Origin of the sequence: Halobacterium hubeiense (assembly GCF_001488575.1) — an archaeon.
Lineage (GTDB): Archaea > Halobacteriota > Halobacteria > Halobacteriales > Halobacteriaceae > Halobacterium > Halobacterium hubeiense.
Window position 1 is genome coordinate 500084 of sequence record NZ_LN831302.1, and the last position, 21591, is coordinate 521674.

The 21591-nt window shown below is 68.0% G+C and carries 22 protein-coding genes; 14 read left to right on the top strand and 8 right to left on the bottom strand.

What is annotated here, in order from left to right; translation table 11 throughout:
• Nucleotides 1-18 precede the first annotated feature (18 nt).
• Together HHUB_RS02480 and mce are read left to right on the top strand one after the other, a co-directional pair.
• Nucleotides 19-975 (top strand): oxidoreductase, encoded by a 957-nt coding sequence (locus HHUB_RS02480; RefSeq protein ID WP_059058160.1) that lies wholly within the window; start codon nt 19-21, stop codon nt 973-975.
• A gap of 54 nt (nt 976-1029) precedes the next feature.
• Nucleotides 1030-1419, top strand: a complete 390-nt coding sequence (gene mce, locus HHUB_RS02485; protein WP_059055917.1) for a methylmalonyl-CoA epimerase — start codon at nt 1030-1032, stop codon at nt 1417-1419.
• Here mce and HHUB_RS02490 read toward each other — a convergent pair.
• Both HHUB_RS02490 and HHUB_RS02495 read right to left on the bottom strand, forming a co-directional pair.
• Nucleotides 1416-1934: an NUDIX hydrolase gene (locus HHUB_RS02490; RefSeq protein WP_059055919.1), complete on the bottom strand. Its 519-nt coding sequence runs from the start codon at nt 1932-1934 to the stop codon at nt 1416-1418. The two genes, mce and HHUB_RS02490, sit on opposite strands and share 4 nt — an antisense overlap.
• Before the next feature lie 85 nt (nt 1935-2019).
• Nucleotides 2020-2661 (bottom strand): FAD-dependent oxidoreductase, encoded by a 642-nt coding sequence (locus tag HHUB_RS02495; RefSeq protein ID WP_059055921.1) that lies wholly within the window; start codon nt 2659-2661, stop codon nt 2020-2022.
• A 274-nt stretch (nt 2662-2935) separates the two neighbouring features.
• Here HHUB_RS02495 and HHUB_RS02500 point away from each other — a divergent pair, with 274 nt between their 5' ends.
• From HHUB_RS02500 to HHUB_RS02520, 5 genes are all read left to right on the top strand, one after another.
• On the top strand, nt 2936-4678 hold the full coding sequence (locus tag HHUB_RS02500) for a 2-oxoacid:acceptor oxidoreductase subunit alpha (RefSeq protein ID WP_059055923.1): 1743 nt from the start codon (nt 2936-2938) through the stop codon (nt 4676-4678).
• A gap of 4 nt (nt 4679-4682) precedes the next feature.
• Nucleotides 4683-5552 carry a 2-oxoacid:ferredoxin oxidoreductase subunit beta gene (locus HHUB_RS02505; RefSeq protein ID WP_059055925.1) on the top strand — a complete coding sequence of 290 codons (870 nt, stop codon included), beginning with the start codon at nt 4683-4685 and terminating at the stop codon, nt 5550-5552.
• 213 nt (nt 5553-5765) lie between these two features.
• Entirely contained in the window at nt 5766-6839 is a 1074-nt protein-coding gene (locus tag HHUB_RS02510) for a succinylglutamate desuccinylase/aspartoacylase family protein (RefSeq protein ID WP_059055927.1), read from the top strand.
• Between the two features lie 203 nt (nt 6840-7042).
• On the top strand, nt 7043-8281 hold the full coding sequence (locus HHUB_RS02515; protein WP_059055929.1) for a digeranylgeranylglycerophospholipid reductase: 1239 nt from the start codon (nt 7043-7045) through the stop codon (nt 8279-8281).
• 57 nt (nt 8282-8338) lie between these two features.
• On the top strand, nt 8339-9166 hold the full coding sequence (locus HHUB_RS02520) for an aldo/keto reductase (protein WP_059055932.1): 828 nt from the start codon (nt 8339-8341) through the stop codon (nt 9164-9166).
• Between the two features lie 200 nt (nt 9167-9366).
• On the opposite strand, the gene HHUB_RS02525 is transcribed toward HHUB_RS02520, so the two are convergent.
• A complete protein-coding gene (locus HHUB_RS02525; protein WP_059055934.1) occupies nt 9367-10338 on the bottom strand; it encodes a phosphoadenosine phosphosulfate reductase family protein in 972 nt (323 codons plus the stop codon).
• A 102-nt stretch (nt 10339-10440) separates the two neighbouring features.
• Complete coding sequence (locus HHUB_RS02530; protein ID WP_059055935.1) at nt 10441-11445, bottom strand: phosphate signaling complex PhoU family protein; 1005 nt, start codon at nt 11443-11445, stop codon at nt 10441-10443.
• 226 nt (nt 11446-11671) lie between these two features.
• Between HHUB_RS02530 and HHUB_RS02535 the strand changes: the two genes are divergently transcribed.
• From HHUB_RS02535 to HHUB_RS02560, 6 genes are read left to right on the top strand one after another with little or no spacing between them, the layout of a single operon-like run.
• Nucleotides 11672-12682, top strand: coding sequence for a phosphate ABC transporter substrate-binding protein PstS family protein (locus tag HHUB_RS02535; RefSeq protein ID WP_059055937.1), 1011 nt, complete (start codon nt 11672-11674; stop codon nt 12680-12682).
• Between the two features lie 55 nt (nt 12683-12737).
• Complete coding sequence (pstC, locus tag HHUB_RS02540) at nt 12738-13697, top strand: phosphate ABC transporter permease subunit PstC (protein ID WP_059055939.1); 960 nt, start codon at nt 12738-12740, stop codon at nt 13695-13697.
• Nucleotide 13698: 1 nt separating this feature from the next.
• Nucleotides 13699-15345, top strand: coding sequence for a phosphate ABC transporter permease PstA (pstA, locus tag HHUB_RS02545; protein WP_059055941.1), 1647 nt, complete (start codon nt 13699-13701; stop codon nt 15343-15345).
• A 2-nt stretch (nt 15346-15347) separates the two neighbouring features.
• Entirely contained in the window at nt 15348-16226 is an 879-nt protein-coding gene (gene pstB / locus HHUB_RS02550; protein WP_059055943.1) for a phosphate ABC transporter ATP-binding protein PstB, read from the top strand.
• A gap of 5 nt (nt 16227-16231) precedes the next feature.
• Nucleotides 16232-16912 (top strand): phosphate signaling complex protein PhoU, encoded by a 681-nt coding sequence (phoU, locus tag HHUB_RS02555; RefSeq protein WP_059055945.1) that lies wholly within the window; start codon nt 16232-16234, stop codon nt 16910-16912.
• Between the two features lie 42 nt (nt 16913-16954).
• Nucleotides 16955-17644, top strand: coding sequence for a TOBE domain-containing protein (locus tag HHUB_RS02560; protein ID WP_059055947.1), 690 nt, complete (start codon nt 16955-16957; stop codon nt 17642-17644).
• Between the two features lie 50 nt (nt 17645-17694).
• On the opposite strand, the gene HHUB_RS02565 is transcribed toward HHUB_RS02560, so the two are convergent.
• From HHUB_RS02565 to HHUB_RS02575, 3 genes are all read right to left on the bottom strand, one after another.
• Complete coding sequence (locus HHUB_RS02565) at nt 17695-18105, bottom strand: glutaredoxin family protein (protein WP_059055949.1); 411 nt, start codon at nt 18103-18105, stop codon at nt 17695-17697.
• A gap of 188 nt (nt 18106-18293) precedes the next feature.
• Nucleotides 18294-18929 (bottom strand): transcriptional regulator GfcR, encoded by a 636-nt coding sequence (gene gfcR, locus HHUB_RS02570; protein WP_059055952.1) that lies wholly within the window; start codon nt 18927-18929, stop codon nt 18294-18296.
• On the bottom strand, nt 18926-19993 hold the full coding sequence (locus HHUB_RS02575; RefSeq protein ID WP_059055953.1) for a glucose 1-dehydrogenase: 1068 nt from the start codon (nt 19991-19993) through the stop codon (nt 18926-18928). Before HHUB_RS02575 ends, gfcR begins: the two co-directional genes overlap by 4 nt.
• Nucleotides 19994-20100: 107 nt before the next feature.
• On the opposite strand from HHUB_RS02575, the gene HHUB_RS02580 reads away from it, so the two are divergent.
• On the top strand, nt 20101-21315 hold the full coding sequence (locus HHUB_RS02580; protein ID WP_059055955.1) for an HAD family hydrolase: 1215 nt from the start codon (nt 20101-20103) through the stop codon (nt 21313-21315).
• Here HHUB_RS02580 and HHUB_RS02585 read toward each other — a convergent pair whose 3' ends face one another.
• Complete coding sequence (locus tag HHUB_RS02585) at nt 21316-21585, bottom strand: ubiquitin family protein (RefSeq protein WP_059055957.1); 270 nt, start codon at nt 21583-21585, stop codon at nt 21316-21318.
• Between the last annotated feature and the right edge of the window lie 6 nt (nt 21586-21591).

The following is a 21591-nucleotide window of genomic DNA, read 5'->3' on the forward strand; positions in this document are numbered from 1 at the left end:
GCGCGCGGGATTGAATACATGTTCAACGACAGCGGCTGGACCGCCGACGACCTGCCCGACGAGTCTGGGCGCACCGTCGTCGTCACGGGCGCGAACAGCGGCATCGGCTACGAGGCGACGAAGGCGTTCGCGGCGCGCGGCGCGCACGTCGTCATGGCGTGTCGCAGCGTCGAGCGCGGCGAGGACGCCAAGCGGGAAATCGAGGCCGAGTACCCGGGCGCGTCGCTGACCGTCCGCGAACTCGACCTCGCGGACCTCGACTCCGTGGCGGCGTTCGCCGACTGGTACGAGACGGAGTACGACTCGCTGAACGTGCTCGCGAACAACGCCGGCGTGATGGCGATTCCGCGCTCGGAGACCGCCGACGGCTTCGAGACGCAGTTCGGCGTCAACCACCTCGGGCACTTCGCGCTCACCGGCCGCCTCCTCGACGTCCTGCGGCGGACCAGCGGCGAGACGCGCGTCGTCACGCAGTCCAGCATGGCCCACGAGAACGGCGAAATCGACTTCGAGGACCTCCAGCACGAGCAGGCGTACGACAAGTGGGAGGCCTACGGCCAGTCGAAGCTCGCGAACCTCCTGTTCGCGTACGAACTCGACCGCCGGCTGCGCGCCGCGAACGCCAGCGTCACCAGCGTCGCCTGCCACCCCGGGTTCGCCGCGACGAACCTCCAGCTTCGCGGCCCCGAGGCCGAGGGGTCGCGGCTCCGCCTGCTCGCGATGAAGGCCGCCAACGCCGTGCTCGCGCAGAGCGCCGAAGCCGGCGCGTGGCCGCTGCTGTACGCCGCAGCCCACTCGTCTATCGACGGCGGCGAGTACGTCGGTCCCGGCGGCCTGCTGAACGCGCGCGGCCACCCCGAGGAACAGGAATCCAACGAGCGCTCCCGCGACGAGGGGACCGCGCGCCGCCTCTGGTCGGTCTCCGAGGATCTCACCAGCGTCTCCTTCGACCTGCCCGAGCCGGCCGACGACTGACGCGACCGGGCGCGCGTCGGAGCCTTGATTGTCCGCGGCCGGCCACGTTCCCGCATGCACGTCGACCACATCGGCGTCGTCACCGACGACGCGGACGCCCTCGCGGAACTGTACGGGACGCTGTTCGACGCGCCCGCCGTCCACGAAGAACTGCTGGACGGCCTCCGGGTCGTCTTCCTCGAACTCGGCGAGAACAGCTACTTCGAGCTACTCGAACCGGTCGAAGCCGACACCGACGTCGGCGCGTACCTCGACCGCGAGGGGCCGGGCATCCACCACGTCGCGCTCGCGACCGAGGACATCGAAGCCGCGCTCGCGACGGCCCGCGAGGCGGGCGTCGCTCTCATCGACGACGAGCCACGGGAAGGCGCGTGGGGACACGAAATCGCGTTCCTCCACCCGCGGGACACGGGCGGCGCGCTCGTGGAGTTCGTCCAGCACTAGCCGTCGAGAATCGCGGCGACGTGCGGGCCGACGGCGTCCGGCGGGTCCGCGGCGTCGAACCACCGCGCTTCCAGAATCTCCTCGGACAGCGCGAGGTCGCGCTCGGCGGTCTCGCCCTCGAAGAACACCCACAGGCCGGTGACGCCGTCACCGTCCTCCACGAGCGCGAACGACTGCTCGATGACGCGCGCGACGCCGGTCAGCGAACACGTCGCGCCGACGTCGTCGTGCACGCGGAACTTCGCCGTGTCCTCGTGGGACTCGCCGCGCTCGGTCGAGCCGCCCGGGAAGTCCCACGCATCGGGGTGGTCGCCGTAGCGCACGAGCAACACCTCGTCGTCGTGGCGGAGGACGACGCGCGCGCCACCCAGCGACCCCGCTTCGGCGGCCTGCAGGCAGTCGGTGTAGACGGCGCGCGGCACGACCGTCTCCTCCTCGACGACGTCGAACGCCCCGTAGTCTCGTTCGAGGCCGGCGAGCCGTCGGCGAACCCGGTTCCAGCCGCTAGACGACACGGGAGCACCAAAGGAATCCTCCGGTTTAGTTCGTTCGGCTCCGAGAGACGCTTACGATTCCGTCTGCGGGCGATTCCTCGCGGGGCTACGGCGCCGGCCCGAAGCTCTCGACTTTCGCGGCGTCGGTGTCGAAGCCGGCGGCGTCGAGCGCGTCCACCGCGGCCTCGCAGAACCCCGCGAACCCGTAGACGAACGGCACGGCGTCCGCGGGCCCGGTCAGCGACTTGACCGCGGCGTCGACGCCGTCCGCGACGAAGACGACGCGCGCCCCGGCGTTCGCGAGCGCCGCGAGCCGGTCCTCGTGGACGGGTTCGTCGTCCTGATAGACGACGGTGACGTCGGCGCCGTCCGCGAGCGCGCGCTCGCCCACCGCGACCGCCGGCCCGACGCCGGGACCGCCCGCGAGCACGACGACGCTGTCCTCGCCCTCGTAGTAGTCGTCGCCGAACGGCCCGGAGACGACGACCTCGTCGCCGGGGTCGCGCGAGGCCAGCCACGGGCCCAGCGTCCCCTCGGGGTCGACTTCGACCGTAATCTCGAAGGTCTCCTCGACGTCCGGCGAGGAGAGCGTGTAGAAGCGCCCCTCGCGCTCGCCCTCGAACTCGCCGAACACCTGTACGAACTGGCCGGGTTCGGCCGCGAACCCGTCGGGACTCTCGAACACCACGGCGACGGTGTGCGCGCCCGCGTCGCGGACCGCCCGAACCGAAACTGCTGTCTCGTCCATGCGCCGAGTTCGCGCCGACGACCCAAATGGATTCGCTTCCCGGCCGACCGACCCCGCGCGCGCCGCCGTCGTGACAGAACGACAACCCGAGAATCGGAAGTTCCCGGTAGACACGCGGGCGTAACGCGCGCGTGCAGCGGCCGTCCATCACGCCCCCCGAATCTATCATGGACGAATGATCAATTATATCGCTCTCTCGCCGAGAATCGGCTGTTTCGGAGGGTCGTACGGCTTCAGAAGCCTTTTTGCAGGGGGCACGGCTACCCCCACTCACATGCACGACGACCTGAACTGGGCCATCGGCGGCGAAGCCGGCGATGGAATCGCGTCCACCGGGAAAATTTTCGCGCAGGCGCTGTCCCGCGCGGGTCGCCACGTCTTCACCTCGAAGGACTTCGCGTCCCGAATCCGCGGCGGCTACACCGCGTACAAGGTTCGCACGTCCGTCGACGAGGTGCAGAGCGTCGTCGACCGACTCGACGTCCTCATCGCGCTCACCGAGCGCACCGTCGACGAGAACCTCGACGAACTCCACGACGACTCCGTCATCATCTTCGACGGCGACCGCACGGAGTTCTCGGACTTCGAAGCCCCCGACGACACGGTCGGCCTCGACGTCCCCCTGAAGTCGCTGGCCGAGGACGCCGGCGGCGCCATCATGCGCAACATCGTCGCGCTGGGCGCCGTCTGCGCGGTCACCGACTTCCCCATCGAGAACCTCGACGAGTCCCTCGAGAAGCGCTTCGGGAACAAGGGCGAGAGCATCGTCGAGAACAACAAGGAGGCCGCCCGGCTCGGCCACGAGTACGTCAACGAGGAGTACGCCGACGTCCAGGCCACCTACGAGCTTGAGACCACGGACAACGACTACGTCCTGCTGAACGGCGACGAAGCCATCGGCATGGGCGCCATCGCCGCCGGCTGCCGGTTCTACGCCGGCTACCCCATCACGCCCGCGACGGACGTCATGGAGTACCTCACCGGCCGCATCGACCAGTTCGGCGGCCACGTCGTCCAGGCCGAGGACGAGCTCTCGGCCATCAACATGGCGCTGGGCGCCGCCCGCGCCGGCGCTCGCGCGATGACCGCGACCTCCGGCCCCGGCATCGACCTGATGGCGGAGACGTTCGGCCTCGTCGCCACCAGCGAGACGCCGCTGGTCATCGCGAACGTCATGCGTTCGGGCCCCTCCACGGGGATGCCCACCAAGCAGGAGCAGGGCGACCTCAACATGATGCTGTACGGCGGCCACGGCGAGATTCCGCGGTTCGTTCTCGCGCCCACGTCGGTCGCGGAGTGCTTCCACAAGACCGTCGAGGCGTTCAACCTCGCCGAGAAGTACCAGCTCCCCGTCTACCTCACCGCCGACCTCTCGATGGCGGTCACCGAGCGCACCTACGAGCCCGACGAGTTCGACATGGACGAGGTCGAAGTCGACCGCGGGAAGCTCGTCGACGAGGACGAGATTTCGGCGTGGCAGAACGAGAAAGACCAGTTCAAGCCCCACGCCGTCACCGCCGACGGCATCAGCCCGCGCGCGGTCCCCGGGACCGAGGGCGGCGTCCACATGTCCACCGGCCTCGAACACGACGAACTCGGGCGCCGGACCGAGGACACCGAGGTGCGCGTCGAACAGGTCGACAAGCGCAACCAGAAAGTCGAGACCGCCGAGGAACGAGAGGACTTCGACTACCGCGAGTTCGGCGACAGCGACGCCGACAGCCTCGTCATCTCGTGGGGCTCCAACGAGGGCACCATCGTCGAAGCGCTCGACTACCTCGACGACCTCGACGTGCGCGTGCTCTCGGTGCCGTACATCTTCCCGCGACCCGACCTCACCGACGACGTGCAGGCCGCCGACGACGTGGTCGTCGTCGAGGCCAACGCCACCGGCCAGTTCGCGGACGTCGTCGAACACGACACCCTCGAACGCGTCGACCGCATCAACAAGTACGACGGCGTCGACTTCAAGGCGGACGAACTCGCCGACGAAATCAAGCAGACACTGGAGGCCTAACCCAATGAGCTCAGAGAACGTCCGATTCACCGACTTCAAGTCCGACAAACAGCCGACGTGGTGTCCGGGATGCGGCGACTTCGGCACCATGAACGGCATGATGAAAGCGCTCGCGGAGACCGGCAACAGCCCCGACGACACGTTCGTCGTCGCTGGCATCGGTTGTTCCGGCAAAATCGGGACGTACATGCGCTCGTACGCGCTCCACGGCGTCCACGGGCGCGCGCTCCCGGTCGGCACCGGCGCGAAGCTCGCCAACCCCGACCTCGAAGTGATGGTCGCGGGCGGCGACGGCGACGGCTACTCCATCGGCGTCGGCCACTTCATCCACGCCGTCCGCCGGAACGTCGACATCACGTACGTCGTGATGGACAACCGCATCTACGGCCTCACCAAGGGGCAGGCCTCCCCGACCAGCCGGCCGGACTTCGAGACCTCCACCACGCCGGAGGGCTCCAAGCAGCAGCCGGTCAACCCGCTCGCGCTCGCGATGTCCGCCGGCGGCTCGTTCATCGCCCAGAGCTTCTCCTCTGACGCGATGCGCCACACGGAAATCGTCAAGGAAGCCATCGAACACGACGGGTTCAGCCTCGTCAACACGTTCAGCCCTTGCGTCACGTTCAACGACGTCGACACCTACGACTACTTCCGCGACAGCCTCGTTGACCTCTCCGAGGAAGACGACTACGACCGCCACGACTACGACCAGGCCAAGGACGCTATCCTCGACGCCGACAAGGAGTACATGGGCGTCCTCTACCAGGACGAGAACTCCACGCCGTACCACGAAGCCCACGGCGTCACCGAGAACATGGCCGAGATTCCCGACGGCGCCCCCGACGGCGCCACCGACCTCGTCCGGGAGTTCTACTAGTACCTTTTTGCTGCGCTCGCTCGGGCGCTGACGCGCCCTCGCTCGCTGGCAAAAAGCTACGCTAAAAAGCGCCGTCGGACCCCCTGCGGGGGTCCTCGGCGCCCGAGCGCTTCGCGCTCGGTGAATCGCGCGAATACTTCTCGTTGCTTTCTCTCTTTCCACACCGCACAGCACCGCCGCCGTGTTTATCGTTGCCGGCTACGTGAAGCGAGTATGACAGACAGCGAGCCGGAGTCGTTCCGGTACGAGGGCGAGGTGCCGCCCGGGGAGAAGCGCCACGTGCGCTACGAAATCGGGGAGACGTACCTCGGCGACCCCGTGGAGATGCCGGTGACGATACTCAACGGCGAGGCCGGCGGACCGACCGTGGGGCTGGTCGCTGGCATCCACGGGGACGAACTGAACGGCGTGAAAGTGCTCCAGGAGGTCGCCGCCGAGTACGGCCCCGGCGACCTCCACGGAACGCTGGTCTGCCTGCACGTCGTCAACGTCCCGGGGTACCTCGCCCAGCAGCGCGACATCCCCATCTACGACCAGGACCTCAATCGCTCGTTTCCCGGGCGGGAGCGCGCGAACACCGCCGAGCGGATGGCCCACGAGGTCTACCGGCGGTTCGTCAGTCAGTGCGACCTCGTCGTGGACTTCCACACCTCGACGCGGAACCGGACGACGATGTACCACGTGCGGGCTGACACCTTGAACCCGGACGTCGAGCGCCTCGCGGCGGCGTTCGGCGCGAACGTAATTCTCGCGGGCGCGGGCGACGACGGGTCGCTTCGTGGGACCGCTACTCGGGACGGAATCCCCACCATCACCGTGGAGATGGGGAAGGCCCACCGCTTCCAGCGCCCGCTCGTCGAGAAGGCGCTGGAAGGCGTGGAGAGCGTGCTCGCGGCGTACGACGCGCTCCCGGACGGCGAGGTCGCACAGCCGCGGTGGCAGGAAGTGCTCGGCGGCAATCAGGAGAAGCGGTGGCTTCGAGCCGATACGGGCGGCCTCGTGCAGATGGAGTGGGGGCCGACGCCGCTGGTCCACGAGGGCGAGACCATCTGCACCATCAGCGACCACTTCAGCACCGAGGAGCACGTCGTCGAGGCGCCGTTCACGGGAATTCTCGTCGGGATACTGGAGAACCCGGTGGCGGCGCCCGGCCACCCGCTCTGTCACCTCGCGCGCATCGACGCCGACACGCACGCCGAAATCGAGCGCGAGATCGAGACCGGGGAGTTCGACGGCTACCGGCTGCTCGGCCTGCGGTGGATGGGCGACGGCGAGGAAGCCGAGTGACCCCGATTCCGCCCTCTCGCGGGCGTCAGGAACGTTCCCGCGTGTTTTTTACCTGCGACGCGACTTACGTCGAGTAACAGTGACCGCGGACGCCGACGCAGCTCCCTGCGGAGACGGGCGCCAGTCCGAGCACCGACGCCCCCCGCGCGTCCGCGAAACCACGGCGGCCGGACGGCCGCACCCACACACCGACCCTCTACGCCATGTCTGAGCACTACGACGTCGTCGTCGCCGGCGCCGGCCCGGCAGGAGCACAGTGCGCACGAGACCTCGCCCAGCGGAACTACGACGTCCTCGTCCTCGAAGCCGAACCCGAGGACGGGTTCCCGCGCCAGTCGAACAAGTCCACCGCGGGCACGTTCGCGTCGATGACCGGCGCGTTCGGGATTCCCGACGACGTCGTGATGCAGTACACCGACGAGGTCGTCCTCGAATCCCCGAACGAGCACTTCGTGCAGACCCAACCCGGCGCAGTGCTGGAGTTCGCGGAGTTCAAGCAGTGGCTCGTCGCGGAGGGCCGCGAGCATGGGGCCGAGTACCGCTTCGACGCGCGCGTGAACAACCCCATCATGGACGACGGCGACATCGTCGGCGTGCAGTACGACGGCGACGAGGAAGTGTACGCGGACATCGTCGTGGACGCGACGGGGCCGGCGGCGCCGCTCGCGAAGAAGCTCGGCGTCTGCGACCTCCAGCGGCAACACCAGGCGGTCGGCATCGAGTGGGAGATGGAGGGCGTCGATGTCGATCACCCGGACTTCGCGGACCTCTCGAACGCGATGATGTTGCGCCTCGACCACGACGTCGTCCCCGGCGGCTACTCGTGGATCTTCCACACGGGCGAGGACACGGCGAAGGTCGGGCTCTGCTACATCCAGCACGAGCGCTACCAGCAGTACGGCGACACGTCGCGGAGCATCGACGAACACCTCGAAGCGTGGCTCGACGAGGACCCGCGCTTCGAGAACGCCGAACGCATCGCGGACAAGCAACAGCACCGCGGCTCCGCGCACATCCAGATGCCCGACAGCTTCAGCACGGACAACTTCATGGCCATCGGCGACACCGTCCCCACCATCGACCCGCTGTGGGGGGAGGGCATCCACAAGGGGATGGAGTCCGCGCGCGCCGCCGCCATCACCGCGGACCGCTGCCTGATGGGGACGGAAACCGACACGTCCGCCGACGCGATGTCGATTTACGACGACCTCTGGAAGAGCCGGGTCGCCCCCGACATGCGCCGCCGGCTCGCGATGACCCAGCTCCTCTATCTCGCGCCGAACGACCGCTACGACCGCCTCATGGACGACCTCAACGCGATGGACGTGGAGACGCTCAGCGAGGCCAACGAGGGCGGACTGCGCGGAATCTCGAAGCTCGTTCACTTCGACGACCTCCCGCTGCTCGCGCGGTTCGCGAAGCAGCGCCTCGCGGAACGATAGCCCGCGGGCGCCGCCGCCTCCCCAAGCACTAACCCCGCGGCGGCCCTGCATTCGGACATGTCTCAGAACGAGCAGCGACGCGCACCGCTGGCGAACGAGATGCCGATGCTCGGGCTCGGCACGTGGCAGAACGACGACCCCGAGCAGTGCGTCGAGAGCGTCCGCACGGCGCTGGAAGCCGGCTACCGCCACATCGACACCGCGCAGACGTACGGTAACGAGGAGGACGTCGGTCGCGGCATCGCCGAGGCCGACGTCGACCGCGAGGACGTCTTCCTCGCGACGAAGGTGTGGATCGAGAACCTCGCGCACGACGACGTGATTTCGACGACCGAGGAGAGCCTGGAGAAGCTCGGCGTGGACGCCGTGGACCTCCTGTACGTCCACTGGCCGGCCGGCGAGTACGACGCCGAGGAGACGCTGTCGGCGCTCCAGCAGCTCAAAGACGACGGTCTCACCGACCGCATCGGCGTGAGCAACTTCGAGCCCCGTCATCTCGATGAGGCCCGCGACATCCTCGGCGAGGACCCGTTCGCGAACCAGGTCGAACTCCACCCGCTGCTCCCCCAGGAGGAGCTCCGGGAGTACGCCGAGGGTCGGGACCTCGAACTCGTCGCGTACTCGCCGCTCGCGCGCGGCGAGGTCTTCGACCAGCCCGAGATTCAGGCCGTCGCCGACAAGCACGGCGTCAGCGAGGCGCAGGTCAGCCTCGCGTGGGTTCGCGAGAAGGGCGTCACCGCCATCCCGAAGGCCACCAGCGAGGCCCACATCGCGGACAACTTCGAGAGCCTCGGCGTCGACCTCGACGACGAGGACGTCGAGAAAATCGACGGCATCGACGCCCGCGAGCGCGAAGTCGACCCCGGCTTCGCCCCGTGGAACTGACGACGTAGCCGCTCCGCTATCGGATTCTTCTTTCGCCGATACCGCGAGAAGCCGTAGCAGCGAGCATCGGCGCGCGGAGCGCGCCGTTCACCGCGCGAGCGAAGCGAGCGCGGGAGTTTTTAGCGTAGCTTTTTGCAAGCGGGGGTTCCCGCAGTGAGCGCGTAGCGCGAACGAGGAAACCCCCCGCTTGCAAAAAGGTACTACATGTACCCGAGGTCGCGGAGGCGCTCCATGAGGTCTTCTTTGTCTTGGGCGCGGCCGGCGCGCTCGGTCGTGTTCGCCAAGTCCTGGAGCCAGGCAGGCTCCTCGGAGGCCTTGTCCGTGGAGATCTCGCTGCCGAGCGAGCGGAAGCCCTTGAAGTACTTCGGGGAGACGGGGATGTCCTCGTGGGTGAGGCCGTTGGGGAGGTCGTCGTAGTCCTGGGGGACGTAGCCGTCGTCCGGGAACTCCTCGACGGTTTCGGGGACGACGTAGAACCAGAAGGCGTCCCAGACGGCGGCCTCGTCGAACTGGAGGATCGGCTGGATGCGGTCGTGGGGCGGGTAGACGTCGGGGTCGTGGCGGGGGCTGAAGAACGTCTCGTCGGCGCGGGCTTCCTGCTCGTCCCAGCGAATCCCGCTAAGAATGCCGTCGACGTCGTGCTCTTCGAGGGCGTTGTTGAGCGCGACGGTCTTCAGGAGGTGGTTGCCGACGTAGGTGTCCAGCAGGAACGGGAAGGTGTCCTCCTCGTACTCGAGGAGGTCGCGGACGTGGTGCTGGTTCTGTTCGTTGAGGGCGTCGATGGGGATGTCGTCGCCGGGGTCGAGGCCGTTTTCGTCGACGTAGTCGCCGACGTCCTCGTTGCGGGCGTAGATAACGTCGAGGTCCCACTCCTCGGCCCAGCGGTCGACGAAGTCGTGGAGTTCGTCGAAGTGCTGGAAGTGGTCGATGAAGATGGTCGGCGGGACTTCGAGGTCGAACTTCTCGGCGACCTCCTTGACGAAGTACAGCGTGAGCGTGGAGTCCTTGCCGCCGGTCCACATGATGGCGGGGTTCTCGTACTCTTCGAGGCCCTCGCGGGTGACTTCGATCGCCTTCTCGATTTTGTCTTCGAGCGTGGGGTAGTCCTCGGGGGACTCGCCTTCGCCGTCCGTGTAGTCGACGTCGAGGTAGTCGGGGAATTCCTCGCTCATACGCTCGGAATCGACACAGTCACGTATAGGTTTGTGGATATCGAGTCCCGTTGTCAGTGCTCGCGAACCGCGGCAGAACTTACGCGCACGTGGCTGTACGGGTCACGGGCCGGGCGTGGGCGCGGACTTCTGGAGCGCGGTCTCGGCGATGTTGCCGCCGTAGTCGGCGCTCCGGGACAGCGAGTCGACGACGAGGCCGAGGTGCTGAGCGTGCTGGGGGTCGAGGTCGTGGAGGAGGTCGTCGATGGCGCGCGTGTGCTCGTCGATGCCGCGGACGTCCGCGCGTGCTTCGTTGGCGAGCCGGGTCGCTTCCTCCGGGTCGTCGGTAAACAGTGCCTCCATCGCGGTGCCGACGATGTCGGTGGCGTCGGCTTCGAGGTCGCCGAGCGCGTCCGCGACTTCCCCGGGGACGTCGTCGTCGAGGTCGCGGGTGACGTTGGCGATTTTCGCGGCGTGGTCGGCGACGCGTTCGAGCTGGCGGGCGCTGGAGTGGTAGTCGAAGGCGGTCTCGCGGCCGAGCCCGATCTCCTGGGCGACTTTCGGGGAGCGCAGCGCGCCGCGGAAGATGCGGGAGACGACGTACCAGAGGCGGTCGACGTCGTCGTCGCGCTCGATGACGTCGGTGGCGACGTCGAGGTCGCGGTCGCCGAGCGCGTCGACGGCGTCGCCGAGCATCGACGTGGAGATGAGGTGCATCCGACGGACGGCGTTGTGAATAGAGAGCTCCGAGGAGTCCAGGAGGTCCTGAATGACGACGCGATTGCCGGTCTCTTCGAGCACTTCGAGGCCGACCAGTCCCTGCGTGGCGTTGCGGATGACGCGGCGCTGGTCGGCGGTGATGCGGTCGGCTTCCAGCGCGAGCACGTCGAAGCCGCTGACGTACATCGTCATCACCGCGCGCATGAGTTCGTCGCCCTCCATCCCGGAGATGTCAAGCGTCCCCTCCTCGGTCTCCGTGGGGGAGACCGGCGTCAACAGAAGCGACCCGCTGTCGGGGTGGAAGCCGACTTCGTCGCCGGCCTCGACGTCGTGGTCTCGCGCCCAGTCTTTCGGAATCGAGACGGTGAACGTCGATCCGCCCGTGACTTGGACCTTCCTGCGTTCCATACTTCGCGGTTGAGAGTGTACCAATATAAATTCTTCCACCCATATATATTTCTTATACCGTGTCGTGAGATGTCCGGAAGTGCCGATATAGCGACGTATACTCGCTTCCTACCCAGTATTCGGTCTCGAACGACCACCGCAAAGTACCCGTGGCAACGTCTACATAGGTATATCTATATAGATAACATAGTAGGGTATTTATCTACTTCTCCCTCACCATCAGTTGATGGCTCACAATGAGTCGGCTGTTCGTACGCGTCGTCAATTCCTGACCGGTGTCGGTGTCGTCGGAGCCGCAGCCCTCGCCGGCTGTCAGAGCACCGGCGACGGCGGTTCCGGCGACGGGCTCTCGGGCTCTATCGACATCGCGGGGAGTTCGACGGTCTTCCCGCTCGCGACGACGATGTCGGAGGCGTTCCGCGGCGACGACTTCGGCGAACCCCACTCCAACGTCGACTTCAACATGCAGTCGACGGGCTCCGGCGGCGGGTTCGCGAACCACTTCTGTCCGGGCAGCACGGACTTCAACAACGCCTCCCGGCCCATCCGGGAGCAGGAACGCCAGCAGTGCGCCGACAACGACGTCGAACCCGTCGAGCTGACCGTCGCGACGGACGCGCTCACCGTCATCGTCAACAACGACCTCGACATCGACAGCATCACCGTCGAGGAGCTGGCGACCATCTGGTCCGCCGACGAGCAGCCCGAACTGTGGAGCGACGTCAACTCCGACTGGCCCGACGAACCCCTCGAACTGTACGGCCCGTCGGACGCTTCGGGCACCTACGACTACTTCATCGAGTCCATCCTCCACAGCGGTGACGAGGAACGCAGCCACCGCCAGGACTACTCGGGCACCGAGCAGGACCGCACCATCATTCAGGGCGTCGAGGGCTCCCAGTACGCGATGGGCTACATGGGGTACGCGTACTACTCCACGAACAAGGACCGCGTGAAGGCGCTCGCTATCGACGACGGCGACGGCGAACCCGTCGAACCGAGCCTCGAAACCGCGCGCACCGGCGAGTACCAGCCGCTGTCGCGGCCGCTGTTCACGTACCCCGCGAAGTCCTCGCTGGCCGAGGAGCACGTCGCGGAGTTCGCGCGCTTCTGGCTGGAGAACTCCACCAGCGAGCAGCTCGTCGCCGAGGAGGTCGGCTACGTCCCGCTCGACGAGGAGACCCAGCAGGAACAGCTCGACGTCCTCGAGACCGCAATCGAGGAAGCGCAGAGTTAACCGCCCACACGGCCGAACAAAGAGCTTATAGGTTCACGATGACCGGAACAAATTAATGAGCGGCGACAGCCTGGCGGACGACCTCACTCGTCGGACCCAGAACGCGCCACCGGAGTTACTCTCGCGGACGTTCTTCTTCGTGTGTGCCGCGCTCTCGATAGCCACGACCATCGGTCTCATCGTCCTGTTGACGACGGAGGCCGCGAAGTTCTTCACGTTCTCCGCGCCGCTGGTCGGCGTGGAGGGCGAGACCGCGACTGTCGTCGAGTTCCTCACTGGCACAGAGTGGCAACCGACCAGCGGGCAGTTCGGCGTGCTCGCGCTCGTGACGGCGACGCTGATGGTGATGATCGGCTCCTCGCTCATCGCGTTGCCGCTGGGCGTCGGCACCGCCATCTACCTCAGCGAGTACGCCACCCCGCGCGTGCGTTCGATACTCAAGCCCGGACTGGAGATTCTCGCGGGCATCCCGACGGTCGTCTACGGCTTCTTCGCCATCATCTACATCACGCCGATGCTCCAGCCGTTCGTCCCCGGGCTCGGGACGTTCAACATGCTGTCGGCGTGCATCGTCGTCGGCATCATGATCATCCCGATGGTCGCGTCCATCAGCGAGGACGCGATGTCCGCCGTCCCCGAGGAGCTGCGACAGGCCGGCTACGGGATGGGCGCGACGAAGTTCGAGGTCTCGACGGGCATCGTCGTGCCGTCGGCGCTGTCGGGCATCTTCTCGTCGTTCATCCTCGCGCTCTCGCGGGCCATCGGCGAGACGATGGCGGTCACCATCGCGGCCGGTTCGACCGCGCAGTTCCTCAACCCCCTGAACCCCGCCACGTACACCGAGCGCGCGCTCCCGATGACCGCCGCGATGATCAAGCTCATCGGGGGCGACGTCACGGGCGGCGGCATCGCGTACCGGAGCGTGTTCGCCATCGGCATCACCCTGTTCGTCATCACGCTCGCCATGAACGTCATCAGCGACTACGTCGCACAGCGCTACCGGGAGGAGTACTGAGATGGCCACGAACAACGAACTCGAGGGGTTCGGGCGCGTCAGCCGGACGGCGGGCACGCTGTTCCGCTACCTGCTGTTGGCGGCGACGCTGTTCGGCCTCGTCTTCGTCACGATACTGCTGGTGTACGTCGCCAACGACGCCATCCAGCCGCTGACCGCCGACCCCGGCTGGCACCTGACGTTCCTCCTCACGCTCGTGTTACCGACGCTGGCGGCCGGCGCGTACGCCTACCGGCGCGGCGTCGAAGCGCTGCGCACGGGCGTGTTCACCATCGGCTTCGTCGTCGTCGCGCTGATGTTCAGCGGCGGCGCGGCGATGATATTCGTGGACATCGTCGAGCCGTTGACGTGGCTGGCGTTCCTGCTCGCGCTGGCGGTCCCGACCGCGGTCACGATGGCGGTCGTCAGCTACGACCACCGCATCTCGTTCGTCGCGCAGTTCGTCGTCACGGTCGCCGCGTTCTACCTCTCGCTGTTCGGCGTGCCCGGCCCGCTGGGCTCGCTGGCGGGCGCCTCGACGGTCGTGCCGGGCCTGTTCGGGTTCGTCTCGGGGCTGCCGTTCGCACCGGCGCCGTGGCTGATGATGGCCGTGACGCTCGGCCCGCCCGTGGCGTACGTCGGGAGCCGGTACGTCGCCGCCGACCGCGACCGACGCGCGCACGTGCTGGTCGGTGCGACCGTCTTCGCGGTCGTGCTCGCCGGCGGCGCGCTCGCCCCGTTCCTCGGCGTCGACCCCGTTCCGGGCGTCGTCGTCGCGGCGGTCGGCCTCGTGCCGCCGCTGGTCTACGCGGTCGGCACCGCCGCGAACCGCCCCACCGAACGCGTCGGCCTGCTCGTCCCTTCGACCGTCGTGGTCGGCTCGCTCGTCGGCGCCGCGGCCGCCGACGCCGCCGGGTTCGCCGGACCGCAGTCGTGGGTCGACTGGGCGTTCCTCACGGGCGCGCACAGCAGCACCGCCGCGGACGCCGGCTTCTACCCCGCCATCGGCGGGTCGATTCTGCTAATGCTGACCGTCGCCGTGCTCGCGTTCCCCGTCGGCATCGGCGCCGCCGTCTACCTCGAAGAGTACGCGCCGGACAACCGGTTCACGCGCGTCATCGACGTGAACATCTCGAACCTCGCGGGCGTCCCGTCGGTCGTCTACGGCCTGCTCGGGCTCGGGCTGTTCGTCACGTACCTGAACCAGCCCCCGGGCACGGTGCTGCTCGGCGGCGCGACCCTCGGCCTGCTCATCCTCCCCATCGTCATCATCTCCGCGCGGGAGGCCATCCGCGCGGTGCCCGAGGAGACCCGGGCGGCGTCGTACGGGATGGGCGCGACGAAGTGGCAGACCGTCAAGAACGTCGTGCTGCCGCGGTCGTTCTCCGGCATCCTCACCGGGACGATTCTCGCGCTCGGCCGCGCCATCGGCGAGACCGCGCCGCTCATCATGATCGGCGCGCCGAACGTCAAGTACTCGCTGCCCGCCGGGCTCTCGGAGGCCGCCAGCGCGATGCCGCTGCAGGTGTACGCGTGGTCGAGCCTCTACGCCGGCGACGACTTCTACCAGAAGGCGGTCCCGGCTGGCGTCGTGGTGCTCGTCGCCATCCTGCTGGCGATGAACTCCATTGCCATCGTCCTGCGGAACAAGTACCAGTCCACGGAGTAACCATGAGTGACAACACACCACAGACCGACGAATCGGCCCGCGGGGAGACCGCCGACCCGACGAACGACGACATGCTCGTGGAGACGGACGTCGCGAGCGCGACGTCCGACTCGACGGCGGGCGCGACCCCCGACCCCATCATCCGCTCGCGGGACCTCGACGTCTTCTACGGCGAGGAACAGGCGCTGGACAGCATCGACATCGACATCCCGGAGAACCGCGTCACCGCCATCATCGGGCCGTCGGGCTGCGGGAAGTCGACGTTCCTGCGCTGCATCAACCGGATGAACGACCGCATCGACGTCTGCCGCGTGGACGGCGACCTCACGCTGCGCGGGAAGAACGTCTACGACCCCGACGTGGACCCGGTGGCGCTCCGGCGGAAGGTCGGGATGGTGTTCCAGGAGCCCAACCCGTTCCCGAAGAGCATCTACGACAACGTCGCCTACGGCCTCGAAATCCAGGACGTCGAGGGCGACTACGACGAGATCGTCGAGCAGTCGCTGAAGCGAGCGGCGCTGTGGGACGAGGTCAGCCACCAGCTCGACAGCTCCGGGCTCGCGCTCTCGGGCGGCCAGCAGCAGCGACTCTGCATCGCGCGCGCCATCGCGCCCGACCCCGAGGTCCTGCTGATGGACGAGCCGGCGTCGGCGCTGGACCCGGTCGCGACCAGTCAGGTCGAGGACTTAATCGAGGAGCTCGCCGAGGACTACACCGTCGTCATCGTGACCCACAACATGCAGCAGGCCGCCCGCATCTCGGACAAGACGGCCGTGTTCCTCACGGGCGGGGAGCTCGTGGAGTTCGGCGACACCGACCAGATCTTCGAGAACCCCGAGCACAAGCGGGTCGAAGATTACATTACGGGCAAGTTCGGGTAACAACCATGCCACGCGAGAGCTACCAAGAGAAACTGGACGCGCTCCGCAACGACGTCCTCTACATGAGCGAAGTGGTCGTCGACCGCCTGCGGCTGGCGCTGGAAGCGATGGAGCAGAAAGACGAGGAGACCGCCTGGGAGGTCATCGAGGGCGACGACGAGGTCAACGAGCTCTACCTCGACCTCGAGGAGGAGTGCATCGACCTGCTCGCGCTCCAGCAGCCCGTCGCCGGCGACCTCCGGCTCATCGCGTCGTCGTTCAAGATTACGACCGACCTCGAACGCGTCGGCGACCTCGCGACGAACCTCGCGGAGTACACCCTCGACGCCGACCGCGACATGTTCCCCGAGGTCGACATCCAGGCCATCGGCGCCACCACCATCGAGATGGTCGAGGACGCGATGGACGCGTACGCCGAGGCGGACGTCGAGGCCTGCTACAACATCGCCGAGCGCGACGACGACCTCGACGAGCGCTGTCGGCAGGCCTCCGAGACGGTGATGCGGGACCTCATCGAGACCGAAATCGACACCGAGTCCAGCGAGTCGGACGTCGAAGCGCTGATGAACGACGTCTCGCGGATGCTGCTGACGGTGCGGGACCTGGAGCGCGTCGGCGACCACGCGGTCAACGTCGCCGCGCGCACTCTCTACATGGTCGAGAAGGACGACGAGCTCATCTACTGACGCGACCCAATCCTTTTGCGCGTGCTCGGGCTACAGCGGCGCATGGACGCCCGCCCCGAGTTCGACGCGTACGTCGGCAGCGACGGGGTGACCCTCGACACGCGGGACGTCGCGCTGCTGCGCGCCATCGACGACGAGGGCTCGCTGAGCAGTGCCGCCGAGTCGCTGGGCCGCTCGTACGCGCACGCCCAGCGCCGCGTCGTCGAACTCGAGGACGCGTTCGGCTCGCTGGTGGAGCGCCAGCGCGGCGGCACCGACGGCGGCGGCAGCGAACTCACGGAGGCCGCCACCGAACTGCTCGCGACGTTCGAGCGCGTGCAGACGAGCTTCGAGGGCGTCACGGAGGTCGCGGAGACCGTGCTCTCGGGGACGGTCGTCGAGCGCGACGGCGAACTCGCGACCGTCGAGACGGACGCGGGGCGCGTGCGCGCGCTCGTCCCGGAGGGCGACGGCGACGTCTACCTCACGCTGCGCGCGGACGCCGTCACGCTCACCGACCCCGCGGACGCGCCGACGCCCGAGCACACGAGCGCGCGGAACCGCTTCTCGGGCACCGTCACCAGCGTCGAAACTGGCGAGCGTGTCGCGCGCGTCACCGTCGACGTGGGCGCGGACGACCCGGTACTCGCGCTCGTCACCGAGGACAGCCGCCAGCGGCTCGCCCTCGAACCGGGTCGCGACGTCGTCGTCTCCTTCAAGGCCACCGCGACCCGCGGCGTCCCCGTCGAGTGACGGAGCCGCCGCTGCGCGGCGAGCGTCGAAGAAAACTGCCTAGGTGCGGCTCAGAACGGGGATTCGACGCCGTCGTCGGGGCTCGTCGCCGCGGCGTCCTCCTCCACGTCGGCCTCGTCGGCGTTCAGTTCGTCCGCGAGCTCGCCGCGCTCCTCGAGTTCGGCGAGAATGTCGCTGCCGCCCACGAACTCCCCGTCCACGAACGTCTGCGGGATGGTCTCCCAGCCGCTGCGCTCTTCGAGCGCGACGCGGAACTCGTCGAGGCTCTGGAGCGCGTCCACCGTATGCACGTCCGGTCGGTACTGCGAGATGAGGTTGATTGCGCGCTTCGAGAACCCGCACTGGGGCATCCGCGCGTCCCCCTTCATGAACAGCACCACGTCGTTGTTCTCGATTGCCTCGGCGACGATTTCGTCGACCGCCTCCTGCTCCATCGCGGAGTCCATCGGGTCGAAAGCCATACTCGTCTTACGGCGAGGACAGAGAAAGGCCTTGGGACGCGTGGCGCGCCGCCGGCGCGCCACGAAACGAGCGAACGCGGAGCGAAGCGATGCGTGAGCAGCGTGCTCGACCGAACGGGAGAGCACGTCAGAGCGAACGGCGAACGGAGTGAGCCGTGAGCCGCGTGCGCGACCGGAAGCGAGCGTCGTCAGTCGTCGTTGCCGACGCGGATGACTTGGAACAGGGATTCGAGGGGGACGTCGCCGACGTCGGCGATGCCCTGTTTGTCCACGAGGACGCCGCAGGCGACGGGGGTGCCGTCGGCTTCGCGGATGGCGTCGACGGTCTCGGAGATGGTGGTGCCGGAGGTGATGGTGTCGTCGACGACGAAGCACTCGCGGTCCTCGACGCTCGCGAAGTTCCGGCTGAAGCTCCCGCCGAGGTTCTCGATGTCGCCTTCCTCCCACTGGTGTTTGCGCGGCGTGTACGTCGCGAGGTCGGTCTTCAGTTCGTTGGAGACGGCGGTCGCCAGCGGCACGCCGGCCTTCTCGACGCCGACGATGAGGTCGACGTCGTGGCTGTGCTCGCGGAGCGCGTCCGCCAGCGCCACGCCGATGGCGTTGAGGCGTGCGCCGGCTTCGCCGATGTTGCTCCAGTCCACGTGGACGTCCTGGGGGCCGCCGGAGGGCTCGTCCTCGACGGGGGCGGCGGTGCCGCCCGCGCGCTCGACCAGCCAGCTCGCGGTCTCCCGGGAGACGTTCAGTTCGTCAGCGATTTCGCCGCGCGACAGCCCGCGGGCCGCGAGCTCCGAGGCGCTGTCGATGAGGTCGTCGACGTTCTTCATCTACTGTCGAATTGAACCGCCGTCTTGATGGTCGTTTCGTCGTCGACGAATGCTCGCTCGAACTCGTCGAGGCCGTAGACGCCGGTGACGAGGTCGTCGAACAGCCACTCCGGGAGCGACCGGAGGGTGTCGACGGCGTCCTCGAAGTGCTGGACGCCGGAGTTGACGCTGCCGACCAGCGCCTTGTTGTGGAGGACGAACTCGCGGTGGAGGCGGCCGCCGCCGACCTCGAAGTCCCAGTCCTCGGGGACGCCGAGGAGCGCGCCGACGCCGTTGGGCGCCAGCGCGTCGATGGTCTCGAAGGCGTGTTTGGGGTAGCCGGTGGCCTCGTAGACGAAGTCCATCGGCTCGTGTGCGGCGGGGACGTCGGGCACGGGTGTCTCCCGGGAGTCGACGTACGTCGCGCCGAGGTCCTCGATGAGGTCGATGGTGGGGTCGGGGCGGTCGCGGCGGCCCAGGCAGTACGTGCGCTCGAAGCGGTCGTCGGCTTCCAGCATCGCGAGCGTGAGCAGGCCCAGCGAGCCGTTCCCGAGGACGAGCGCGCTCTCGGGATGCCAGTCGAACGCCGACCGCGAGGCGAACGCGTGCTCGAAGCCCTTCTCGGAGATGCTGACGGGTTCGACGAGGAACCCGCGCTCGGCGAGGTCCGCGGGAATCTCCACGAGGAACTCCGCGGGGCTGGTGAAGTACTCGGCCATGAACCCGTGGGCGCCCTCGATGCCGCGCTCGTAGTACTTTCCGCCGGGCGCCATGTCGGGTTCGCCGCGCTCGAAGAACTCGTTGCCGCCGTTCGGTCGGCGGCGGACCGTCGGCACGACGACGCCGCCGGCGTCGAGGTCGGTGCCGTTGGGGTCTTCGACGACGCCGACGGCCTCGTGGCCGAGCACGAGGTGGTCGTCGCCGTCGGGGAAGCCGCCGTGGCCGCCCGCGATGACTTCGTGGTCGGTGCCGTCGACGCCGACGCGGAGCGTGCGCACGAGCGCCTCGCCCGGTTCGGGCTCGGGCCGCGGCAGGTCGACGACGCGCGGCGTCGGGTCGTCGCGGGTGACGGCGATTGCGTCCATGCACACCGCTCACACCCACACCGACTAAATATTTATTATACACCGAGTAAGTCGTGGGGTTCTCGACTCCCACCCACAGCTAAAGTGGTGCCGTCCCTCGACCCGGTATGGAACGGTACGACCGGCTGTACGCACTCTACGACGAGTTCGACGCGGAGACGCTGCGCGCGTACCAGGACCTCGTGGACCTGTTCCCGCCCGTGGACTCCCGGGTCGCGCTCGAATACTGGGAGTCCGCCAGCGACGAGCTCGCCGCGCGCAAGGACGAGGTGCGCGCGGCCTTCGAGGACGGCGACACGTACGCCGAACTGGTCGCGCGCGCGTCCCGCGAGCAGGCGTTCGCGGCGCTGGACCTCCACGCGAAGTACGACCGCGGCGTCAACGTCCTCGTGCTCGACGTCGACGAGACGCTACGCTCGGCGGGTCACACGGACAACGAGATTCCCCGCGAGACCCTGCACCTCCTGACGGAGTTCCACGAGGCCGGCGTCCCCATCGTCATCTGTACGGGGCAGACTTTAGAGAACGTCAAGGGGTTCCTGATTCAGGGACTGGGCAACGAACTCGTCCACTCGGGGAACGTCTCCATCGTCTACGAGGCCGGGACGGGCGTGTTCACGCCCGGGCACGGCCCCGACACGAAGCAACTGCTCTACGAGGGGCTGGACGAGGACGTGCGGACGGTGTTCGACGACGTTCGCGCTCGCGTTCTGTCGGAGGCTCCGGAGGGCATCCGGCAGGGCTGTCACCTCCAAGGCAACGAGTTCAACGTGACGCTGAAGCCGAACTTCGAGACGGGCAGCGAGCGCGCCCGCGGCCTCATCGACGACGCGCTCCGGTACGAACTCGAACTGCTGGCGGACTGCGTGGCGGACGCGACCACCGACCACGTGCGCGCGTTCTACGCCGAGCAGGACCCCGAAATCGCGGACGTGCTCGCCGACGCCGGCCAGCGACCCGACGACGTCACCGTCCCCGAGGACGTGCGCGCGGTGCTGGAGCGCATCGACGTGGCGTACTACGAGGCCGACGCCGCCGAAATCGCGTCCCGCGAGCTGAACAAGGTCGTGGGCGTGCAGGGCGCCTTCGACGTGCTCGACGTCGACGACCCGTTCGCGCTCGTGATGGGCGACTCCAAGAGCGACCTGCGCGTGATGGAGTGGGTCGCCGAGGAGGACGCCGGCATTGCGGCGGCGCCCGACCACGCCTCCAAGCGCGTCCTGGAGCACGTCTGGGAGACCGACGACCTAGTCTTCGACGAGGGCGCCGCCGACGAGGTTCTCAGGACCGCGTGGGCGCTGAATCGGCTGGCAGAACAGTAGCTAGTTGGCGAGCGTGAAGCGGACGGTGTCGCCCTCACGGAGGCGACTGCCGGCGGTGAGCGGCTCGCCGTCGGCGGAGTCCCGGACGACGACCGTGTCGGTGCGGAGTCGCGACCCTTCGAGGACGCCCGCGCGGACCTGCGGCCCGAGTTCGTCCGCGAGCGCGTCCACCACGTCGGCGACGGTGGCGTCGCGGGCGACGCCGACGCGCGCGCTGTGGGTGCCCGTGCGAGCGGCGAGCGTGCCGGTGAGCTTCACCTCGACGTCCATGCTAAC